The organism is Acinetobacter sp. UBA3025 (genome assembly GCF_002367915.1).
Taxonomy (GTDB): domain Bacteria; phylum Pseudomonadota; class Gammaproteobacteria; order Pseudomonadales; family Moraxellaceae; genus Acinetobacter.
On sequence record NZ_DFDO01000178.1, the window covers coordinates 1 to 9,601 of the forward strand.

Here is a 9,601-nt window from a genome sequence, read left to right on the forward strand (position 1 = left end):
CGACGCTCTTCCGATCTATATGATCCATTGGATGATATTTTCGGATTTAATGAAATTATAGCGAGAATAGATTTTGATTAAAAAGTAATCTATTTTTAATTTTTTCGCATTTAGTAAAGCGATTGATCTATTGATAATGAAAATACCGAATAAGCGGTAAATTATAGGAAATAAAAATGTCAAAATTAGTGAATGCTCCAAGTACGACCGGTAATCCTTCAGGTGGTGGTCGAGGTAATAATCCACCACGTAAATAAAGTTAATTTTTATTTAGTTAGATCAGAAGGCCATTGATATGTGCCTTTTGATCTATATTGAGTTTTAAACATCAAATATAGAGCATCAAGATCTTTTGAAGTTAAATTGCATAGAATCGAGTTTGGTTTGATCAGAATTGTAGAGTAGATATAGATAAGCCATATGCCAGTTATGGAAAAACTGGTAAAGCATTTTGTATCCTTAAAACGCGTTTTTGTACCGAGTAATTGATAAAAATCATTTAAGTAAAAAAAGAAACTTTTTCCTTCTTTTAATTTTCTTACAGCATACTTGATACGCTCAGCTTGATCTTCATTCACAAGAGAAAAGCAATCTTCATCTTTGGGAATTTTTTTGCTTGTATCAAAGAATGTTCCTATTTGCTTATTAGACTCGATACAGGCGAGAATTTTAACTATGTTCCAAAATAAATGATGGGGTGATTTCCTTGTATTCTGAATTTTTCCAATTAATAGATATTTATACAAAGATACTTTTGGTGAAGTTGCTTGGAATATTGAAGCATCAAGGTGAAACAAAATAAGAAAAATATTAAAATCTCTCTGCATAAGTTTTTCTATTTCAATAAATTTATATTCTGGTATAAGGAAATTTTTAAATAAAAAATTATGCATTTCAGTAGCAGAACTTTTGCAAAAATTATTTTTTTCTAATTCATTGTAGATTTCAATATGTTTGTTCCATAAAGGTAAGTCTTTACTTGGATAGAGCTTGATATCTCTAAGGGATTCAAGAAAGGAAGTATGCATTTCTGAACGATGTAGAAAATCATCAAATTTTTCTCTCGTTTCTTGTGATAGTTCGCTCCCTGTAATTTGGCGATAGCGATTAAGAGTGTTTATTCGTGTAGCTTCTAAACTATCGTTATTTATAATTTTCTTATATCTCTTTCCTAATAATAAATCATAAGCCATATTACTTAAATGGCTAGTAATAATCCATGTCTCAAAAAGAGATTGTTCTTCTAATGGGCTTTTTAAATCTTTCATTTAAAATATTTTTTTAGAGATAATGTTATTTAGTTATAAAGACTATTGGAAAAAACCCCACACTTAGCAGGGTTTTTGTAACTTAAGTTCTTTTAAAAGAATTAAGCATTTTCACGAGCAATTGCACGGTAACCAATATCTTTACGGTATTGAACGCCGTCGAATGTTACTTTTTGGCAAAGTTCTAATGCTTTGGCTTGAGCTTCACCAATAGTATTACCCAATGCAGTCACACAAAGTACACGACCACCTGCAGTGACAATTTCACCATTTTCATTGGCTTTTGTACCTGCATGGAAAACTTTCGTATCTGCCATTTCAGTGTCTAAACCTGAAATCACGTCGCCATTGCTAGAGGTTTCAGGGTAGCCCTTAGAAGCAAGTACAATACCGACAGTTTTACGCTCATCCCATTCAGCTTCCGCAGGAAGTTTACCTTCAATACCTGCTTTAACCAAATCTACCAGCGATGATTTTAAACGCATCATAATCGGTTGAGTTTCAGGGTCGCCAAAACGACAGTTAAACTCGATCACTTTTGGTTGACCTTGGTCATCAATCATCAAGCCTGCGTATAAGAAACCTGTGTATACGTGACCATCTTTTTTCATGCCTTCAACAGTCGGACGCATCACTTCATTCATGGCTTTTTCGAATACGTCAGCAGTCACAACAGGAGCAGGAGAGTATGCTCCCATACCGCCAGTGTTCGGACCTTGGTCGCCTTCAAAAATACGCTTATGGTCTTGTGAGGTCGCCATTGGCAGGATGTTGTCGCCATCAATCATACAAATGAAAGATGCTTCTTCACCAGCAAGGAATTCTTCAATGACTACACGAGAACCCGCATCACCAAATTTGTTGCCTGCCAGCATGTCATCAATCGCATCAAATGCTTCCTGATTAGTCATGGCAACAATTACGCCTTTACCGGCAGCAAGACCGTCAGCCTTGATCACGATTGGTGCGCCATTTTTCTCAACAAATGCTTTTGCTGCGTCTACTTCAGTAAATACATCGTAGAAAGCAGTTGGAATGTTATGGCGTTTTAAGAAGTGCTTCGCGAATGCTTTAGAGCCTTCAAGCTGCGCAGCAAATTGAGTTGGACCCCAAACTTTCACGCCTGCTTCGCGGCAAGCATCAACCACACCATTCACAAGCGGTGCTTCAGGACCTACAATAATCATTTCAACTGCATTGTTTTTTGCAAAATTAATGATGGCAGGATTGTCGAGAATGTCCAAAGCGACATTTTCACATTTATTTTCAGTTGCGGTGCCTGCATTGCCCGGTGCAACAAATACTTTTGCTACTTGATCGTCTTGTGCGATTTTCCATGCAAGTGCATGTTCACGGCCGCCACCACCTAAAACTAAAATGTTCATCTTTAGAAAATTCCCTCGAAAATGAAATTCCACAAACCCAATGAGGTTTAAAAATCTTTTAACATCTTATAGCAAGATATTAAACAATCTACTGATGTAGCAAACCCTCCTTACGAAAAGGAGGGTCTGGAATTTAATACTTAAAAATTAGTGGCGGAAATGACGCATGCCAGTGAATACCATTGCAATACCAGCTTCATCAGCTGCTGCAATTGTTTCTTCGTCACGCATTGAACCACCTGGCTGGATGATGCATTTGATGCCGGCTTTAGCCGCATTGTCGATGCCATCACGGAATGGGAAGAATGCATCAGATGCCATAACTGCACCTTCAACCACGAGTCCTGCATGTTCAGCTTTGATCGCGGCGATACGAGCAGAGTTTACGCGGCTCATTTGGCCAGCGCCTACACCGATAGTTTGACGGTTTTTCGCATAAACAATCGCGTTAGATTTAACGTATTTCGCAACTTTCCAAGCGAAGATCATGTCATCGATTTCTTGTTCAGTTGGAGCGCGTTTAGTCACAACTTTCAGGTCATCTTTAGTGATCATGCCCAAGTCTTGATCTTGAACCAATAAACCACCGTTTACGCGTTTGTAGTCAAGCTGTGGAGCACGTTCGTTAATTGCTGGAAGTTCACCACATACGAGTACACGTACGTTTTTCTTCGCGCCAGTCACTTCAAGTACGCCGTCAGCGATGCTTGGTGCAATGATCACTTCAACGAATTGACGATCCACAATTGCTTGCGCAGTTGCAACGTCTAATTCACGGTTGAATGCAATGATGCCACCGAATGCAGATTCAGGGTCAGTTGCATAAGCAAGATCATAAGCAGCTTTGATGCCGTCTAAAGATACTGCAACACCACATGGGTTCGCGTGTTTCACGATCACACAAGCAGGTTTGGCGAATGATTTCACACATTCAAGTGCAGCATCAGTGTCCGCGATGTTGTTATAAGAGAGTTCCTTACCTTGTAACTGTTTAGCAGTCGCAACAGAAGCTTCTTTCGCAGCAGGATCTACATAGAATGCAGCAGACTGGTGCGGATTTTCACCATAACGAAGGTCTTGAGCTTTATTTAATTGAGTATTGAACGTACGCGCAAATTTGTCTGCCTGACCTTCTGCTTTACCTACACGAGCGCCCAAGTAAGATGCGATCATACCGTCGTACTGAGCAGTATGTTCAAATGCTTTAACTGCAAGGTCAAAACGGGTAGCATAAGATAAAGCACCTTCAGCTTTAAGCTCCGCAATCACAGTTGCGTAGTCAGCAGCATTTACCACGATACCCACGGATGCGTGGTTTTTTGCAGCAGCACGAACCATTGTTGGACCACCGATATCGATGTTTTCAATCGCATCAGCCAGTGAACAGTTTGGTTTCGCTACAGTTGCAGCAAATGGATACAGGTTAACAACGACAAGATCGATCGCATCGATGTTGTGTTCAGCCATCACAGCTTCGTCTAGACCACGACGAGCCAGAATGCCACCATGAATTTTCGGATGTAGTGTTTTTACACGGCCGTCCATCATCTCTGGGAAACCAGTGTGCTCCGAAACTTCTACTACAGCGACATTATTGTCTTTCAACAATTTGTATGTACCACCTGTAGATAAAATTTCTACCCCAAGAGCAGCAAGGTCTTGTGCAAATTCCACAATACCGGTTTTATCGGAAACAGAGATTAAAGCGCGTTTAATAGTCATGATCTTCGTCACAGTTACCAAGGAACAGATTAAATCTAAATAGCTAATTAACAGTCAAAAAAAATGCCTGCGGTAGCCGCAAGCATTTTATCATTTATTCACTCATTAAACCGTGAGCTTTTAACTTTTTACGTAAAGTACCGCGGTTTAGTCCGAGAATCTCGGCAGCGCGTGTCTGATTACCACGCGTATATTCTAGAACGACAGATAATAAAGGCTTCTCCATTTCTGCCAGCACCATGTCGTACACCTGAGAAGGTTGCTCGCCTTGCAGTTGTGCAAAGTAGTGGCGAACTGCGCGATCTACGTGAATACGAAGAGCGACATCAGATTGTGCAGTAAAAATAGGAGATTTGCTATTCATGCGAATTAATCCGAAAAATCAAATATCACTTGGGTAAAGCGATATATAAAAGTGGTCTAGAAATTGAAATGAACTCCATTTTAGATCCTAAAACTGGAGTTCTAAAACTTGGTCATTACATTGAGCTTGTAGCTTGCCACATCTCGACGATTTGGTCGAAAAATAAGCGTAACAATAGTTAAAGTTTTGTTACTGACCAAAATCAAAACAAAAAAATCTGCTCGATACGCAATAAGTTTTATAGCGCATTAGGCAAGACTGTATTTGTTGTGAAAAAGTAGCGAGGAGTTTGCAGCACATAGCTTTCGTGGCGCGTATAATACCATTGTCTCGGGAAAAGTGAGCAAGAAAACTGCATTTTTTTTAACTTTTTTTTCGTTTTTTAATAGTTTTTATCAATATTAAGGTCGAATTATTTCCAAACTGTAATTATCGAAGTCTTTACGGTCGACAGGAAGCACAAATTCAAATTTAAATGGGCTGTTTTGGGGAATACGTTGAATCTTAACCAGGCTTTCGATCAGGTATTCCTGAGGTTTTAAATTATAAGTCGCCAAGACTACACCCTGATCTTTAAGGTGAACTCTTAAGTTTGGCATTTCCAGACTGCGCTTGTGGAAATTGATTAGCTCACCACTAAACTGGGTTTTATCTGTGGCAATCGCTTTGGCTTTGACCTTATTGGTATTGATCAGATTGTAATGTTCTTCCAGATTGGAACAGTTGAACACTTCACAGATATTGTTAAAAGCCACACTCATCACATGACTATTCTTAATATAGTGTGGATTGAACCAGAAGAATTGAAATAAAAGTAAGCCAAATAAGAACAGGTTTAGGCTGGTCCAGCCTAAATAATAAAGCGGGCCTTTATTGTGCTGTTTATCAGCCTGATCATCCCAGTTCATGCTAGGCAGTACTGCAATCGGTTCAGTACTGAAATAATTCAGGTTGTTCAGATAGGTCTTCAGATCAATATTTGAGTTTTCAACTTTTTCATCAAAGATGTTCAGTAAATAGTGCTGATCTGAAGAATTAGCTGAAGAAGTAGATTTGGTGAGGTTTCTATTAATATAAGAAACATGACTTGGCGTATGGGTAAGGGCGACCGAATTCTGTGCTTCGGTCACCAGATGCGATAAAGCATTAAAGGTCGTACTACATTTTGGGCAGCAAACCATGCCTTGGGCAATGGTTAATTGCGCAACCGTAACTTTATAGGTTGTAGAGCAGGTCGGGCAGTGGGTTCGCTTGTCACTCATAAATGTTTATAGACTCTTTAATTCTTATGGCGTTTCCCCGAGATACGGCACCAGTGTTCATCGCGTTTTTCTACTTCTAATATATCAAAATGTTTTGAGTAAATGCTAGTAACATCAGCAACTTGCTCTTCGATAACACCTGCGAGTGCGAACTCTGCCTCAGGTTTTACCAATTTTGCGAACTCAGGCTCAAGCATCATGAGTGGGCCAGCCAGAATATTGGCAACAAACACATCTGCTTTCTGCTCGCCAAGCTCTGCATTGAACTCTTCCGGTAAGCCAACATAAAGTCGATCCAATACACCATTCAGTTCAGCATTCTGTTTAGTGGCTAAAACAGCTTGTGGGTCAATATCAGTTGCATAGGCATATTTGGCACCGAGTAACAGGGCCGCGACAGCCAGAATACCTGAACCACAGCCATAATCGATCACGATCTTGTCTTTTACATCAGTTTTACCCAGCCATTGCAGGCAAAGGAAAGTAGATGCATGGTTACCTGTACCAAAAGCCAAACCTGGATCAAGTTTGATATTCACTGCATCTGCTTCAGGCGCTTCCATCCATTCTGGAACAATCCAGAATTTTTCAGAAATCTGGATTGGCTCGTAGGCATCCATCCAGGTGCGTTCCCAAGCTTGATCTTCCAGGAATTCATGGCGGATCGGTGCTTCAGGTAGTTGTGCGCGAATAAAGGTTTCCAATGCAGCTACATCGATTTCTTCTTCGTCATCTTGCTGAGCATAGATGCCAGTCACGATCACTTTATTCCAGAGCGGTGTTTCTCCTGGAAGTGGTTCCAGTAAATCCTGGTTTTCAGCATCATCCAGAGTGACACTTACGGCGCCCAGTGAGCTAAGTAATGTTTCAGTAAAATCTACCTGAGCTTGATCAACTGTAATATGAATTTGTAACCACTTCACAGAAATAACCTTTATACATTTTTTCAAAAAGCTATTGTAACGGAAGTTCGGCTTGAAGGTGTGATCTTCTTGAGACGGAGTTAAATAAAAAGGATGCTTTCGCATCCTTTTTATGAAAACCGGTTAAAACGCATTTTCCTGAGTGGGAGAAATGCTAGGACGTGCAGTTACTGGAGCAAAGCGATTCAGTAATAATCCAAAAATAGCCGCGAAAATATACATAAAAATTGAATATACCGCTGCAGGCATGGCAACCACAGTGCTGGACATGACAGTAAGTGCAATGGTCATGGCGAGTGTACTGTTATGAATACCGATCTCGAAAGCGCTAGCACGTGCCTGAGCAGAATTGATGTTCATTAGTCGTGGAACAAAATAGCCAATCATTAAGCTGAAGAGACAGAACAGGGCGGTTGCTAAACCTACCTGAGTCAGATATTCGGCAATATTGGCGCGTTCACTATAAATTGCTCCGGCAATAATCAGCACCAGAAAGAGGACTGCAAAAATGCGAAGAGGCTTATTCAGCTTTACAGTGAGTGCTGGGGCATAATGACGAATCAACATACCAATCGCGACCGGTATAATAATGATACCAAACACTTGCAGAATCTTTCCGAACTGCAAGCTGATCTGCTGACTGTCCTGCATAAAATGCATAATGGAAAAGTTCATAATTAAAGGCAAGGTAAATGCAGCAACCACCGAATTGATCGCAGTCAAGGTAATATTGAGGGCTAGATCGCCTTTAAACAGATAGCTGAACAGATTTGCGGTACTGCCACCTGGCGATGCGGCCAGCAACATCAGACCAACAGCTAGTAAAGGTGGTAAAGTCAGAACTTTACATAGAATGAAAGCAATGCTTACCAGTAGAATTAATTGACAAAACAAGGCAACCAGCACTGCTTTAGGGTGCTGGCTTACCCGGGCAAAATCTTTGAGCGTGAGTTCGAGTCCTAATCCCACCATGATGATGGCGAGTGCGAGGGGGAGGAATATTGTTATGATGCCAGAGTCCATCTGCATGCTCCTTATAGAAATTTATTTTAATAGTTTTAAATTTTCTATAAAAAGCATACAGCTTAAGCAGGCATTTGACTTAGGAAGTTACAAATCTGATAAACGACTCTTGCCACTATAGCTAAGCTTTTGCTGACTAATCATAAAACCAAAAATACCGGCAAAAACGTACATGACAATTGAATAAATACCCGCAGGGATGGCAATGGTGACATTATTGAGGACAGAAATCGCAATCGTCATTGATACAGTTGTGTTGTGAATGCCGACTTCAAAGGTACAGGCGCGTGCCATCTTGTCTGGGATATCCATTAATAAAGGTAGGCAATAACCGAGAAACAGGCTGGAAAAACATAATATGGAAGTAGCAATCCCGATACTGGCAAAATATTCGATGATGTTAAAGCGCTCTTGGAAAATGGCATAAATCAAGAGCATGCTTAAAAAAGCGATAGATAGAAACCGCATTGGCATATGTACAATATCTGAAAGCTTTGGAAATTTTGCCCGAATCAGCATGCCGATCACAACCGGAATAATTGTAATCAGAAAAACCTGAGCCATTTTTTCAAGCGGTAAGCCGATGCTGGTATCTTGTCCTATAAAATAGTATAGGGACAGGTTCATAATAAAAGGTAAGGTAAAAATAGAAATAATCGTATTGATAGCAGTTAACGTGATATTAAGCGCCACATCACCTTTATAAAGATAGCTCAGCAGATTGGCAGTGGCACCTCCTGGAGAGGCAGCTAGCAGCATCATGCCTACAGCAAGCAATGGTGGCAGATCCAGTACCAGACAGATTAAAAAGGTTAAACCGGTTAAAATGACCAGTTGTGAGAATAAGACAATAAAAATCACCTTGGGATAACGACTAACATGCAGAAAATCCTTGACTGTTAACTGTAGTCCTAACCCCATCATCATAATTGCCAAAGTAATCGGCAAAAACAAACTAAAAAACCCCGAATCCATGAAGTTTCCTTTTTATTATTCATTTTTTAGGTATGCTTTGAGTTTAGCGTAGATGAATAAATAAGCAATATAAAAACGGGTAAAATTTATGCATTTTACCCGTTAAGTTTCTGATTAAAAATATATTTAATCAGCTATATAGTGATTTACATCCCTGATTGAGATGGGGTTTGAGGCTGAGTTTGCATTTGTGACTGTGGACGTGGAGGGGTAAAGCCTAATGCACATTTACCATTGACCTGAGTGCCATTAATGGTTGCTGAAGTTTTGCCGCCTGAACTACAAGATGTATAAAGTTCAGGTTCATCGCCTTTGATATTGGTTGATGATGAAGGGAAGAACTGTTGCTGACAGGTACCATTCCAGATAATGCCGCGGTAAGCAAAACTTACAGGAGCGCCCTCTGATTTACCTTTACAAACTTGCTGGTATTTTTGGGCATTATAAACCTTCTCGACTTTATCATTTGCTGAGGCTGCAAATGGAGCGAAACATAGACCGCAGAGCGCTGTTGCTAGGAAAATATTCTTATTCATCATGTATACCTTTGTTTGTAATGTGACCACTTTATAGATTAAAAACTAATCAATATTAAACAATATGAGTCGGGTAACTTTTTGAGTTTAGATGTTTAATTTATATAGTAAGTATGCAAAGTTTAATTACATTGCTTTATTAG

General features: G+C 39.8%; 9 protein-coding genes. All 9 read right to left on the reverse strand.

What is annotated here, in order from left to right; all coding sequences use genetic code 11:
* Positions 1 to 266 precede the first annotated feature (266 nt).
* The 9 genes from B4J23_RS07440 to B4J23_RS07480 all read right to left on the reverse strand — a co-directional run bounded on the left by B4J23_RS07440 (position 267) and on the right by B4J23_RS07480 (position 9,458).
* Positions 267 to 1,268: a hypothetical protein gene (locus tag B4J23_RS07440; RefSeq protein WP_125278351.1), complete on the reverse strand. Its 1,002-nt coding sequence runs from the start codon at positions 1,266 to 1,268 to the stop codon at positions 267 to 269.
* Positions 1,269 to 1,369: 101 nt separating this feature from the next.
* Positions 1,370 to 2,653: a phosphoribosylamine--glycine ligase gene (gene purD / locus B4J23_RS07445; RefSeq protein ID WP_125278350.1), complete on the reverse strand. Its 1,284-nt coding sequence runs from the start codon at positions 2,651 to 2,653 to the stop codon at positions 1,370 to 1,372.
* Between the two features lie 147 nt (positions 2,654 to 2,800).
* Positions 2,801 to 4,375 (reverse strand): bifunctional phosphoribosylaminoimidazolecarboxamide formyltransferase/IMP cyclohydrolase, encoded by a 1,575-nt coding sequence (purH, locus tag B4J23_RS07450; protein WP_125278349.1) that lies wholly within the window; start codon positions 4,373 to 4,375, stop codon positions 2,801 to 2,803.
* 94 nt (positions 4,376 to 4,469) lie between these two features.
* The gene (fis, locus tag B4J23_RS07455; RefSeq protein WP_001086304.1) at positions 4,470 to 4,739 is read right to left on the reverse strand and encodes a DNA-binding transcriptional regulator Fis; all 270 of its coding nucleotides are present in this window, start codon (positions 4,737 to 4,739) and stop codon (positions 4,470 to 4,472) included.
* Positions 4,740 to 5,140: 401 nt separating this feature from the next.
* Complete coding sequence (locus B4J23_RS07460) at positions 5,141 to 6,001, reverse strand: DUF3426 domain-containing protein (protein WP_125278348.1); 861 nt, start codon at positions 5,999 to 6,001, stop codon at positions 5,141 to 5,143.
* Between the two features lie 17 nt (positions 6,002 to 6,018).
* Entirely contained in the window at positions 6,019 to 6,924 is a 906-nt protein-coding gene (gene prmA / locus B4J23_RS07465; RefSeq protein WP_125278347.1) for a 50S ribosomal protein L11 methyltransferase, read from the reverse strand.
* A 123-nt stretch (positions 6,925 to 7,047) separates the two neighbouring features.
* Positions 7,048 to 7,947, reverse strand: a complete 900-nt coding sequence (locus B4J23_RS07470) for a bile acid:sodium symporter family protein (protein ID WP_125278346.1) — start codon at positions 7,945 to 7,947, stop codon at positions 7,048 to 7,050.
* 87 nt (positions 7,948 to 8,034) lie between these two features.
* Positions 8,035 to 8,922, reverse strand: a complete 888-nt coding sequence (locus tag B4J23_RS07475; protein ID WP_125278345.1) for a bile acid:sodium symporter family protein — start codon at positions 8,920 to 8,922, stop codon at positions 8,035 to 8,037.
* 146 nt (positions 8,923 to 9,068) lie between these two features.
* Entirely contained in the window at positions 9,069 to 9,458 is a 390-nt protein-coding gene (locus B4J23_RS07480; protein ID WP_051065385.1) for a hypothetical protein, read from the reverse strand.
* Positions 9,459 to 9,601: the final 143 nt, after the last annotated feature.

Excerpts from the sequence above, each read along its gene's own strand:
- B4J23_RS07460 (WP_125278348.1), bottom strand. The coding sequence starts at position 6,001 with ATGAGTGACAAGCGAACCCACTGCCCGACCTGCTCTACAACCTATAAA.
- B4J23_RS07440 (WP_125278351.1), bottom strand. The coding sequence starts at position 1,268 with ATGAAAGATTTAAAAAGCCCATTAGAAGAACAATCTCTTTTTGAGACA.
- B4J23_RS07470 (WP_125278346.1), bottom strand. The coding sequence starts at position 7,947 with ATGGACTCTGGCATCATAACAATATTCCTCCCCCTCGCACTCGCCATC.
- purD (WP_125278350.1), bottom strand. The coding sequence starts at position 2,653 with ATGAACATTTTAGTTTTAGGTGGTGGCGGCCGTGAACATGCACTTGCA.
- B4J23_RS07480 (WP_051065385.1), bottom strand. The coding sequence starts at position 9,458 with ATGAATAAGAATATTTTCCTAGCAACAGCGCTCTGCGGTCTATGTTTC.
- B4J23_RS07475 (WP_125278345.1), bottom strand. The coding sequence starts at position 8,922 with ATGGATTCGGGGTTTTTTAGTTTGTTTTTGCCGATTACTTTGGCAATT.
- purH (WP_125278349.1), bottom strand. The coding sequence starts at position 4,375 with ATGACTATTAAACGCGCTTTAATCTCTGTTTCCGATAAAACCGGTATT.
- fis (WP_001086304.1), bottom strand. The coding sequence starts at position 4,739 with ATGAATAGCAAATCTCCTATTTTTACTGCACAATCTGATGTCGCTCTT.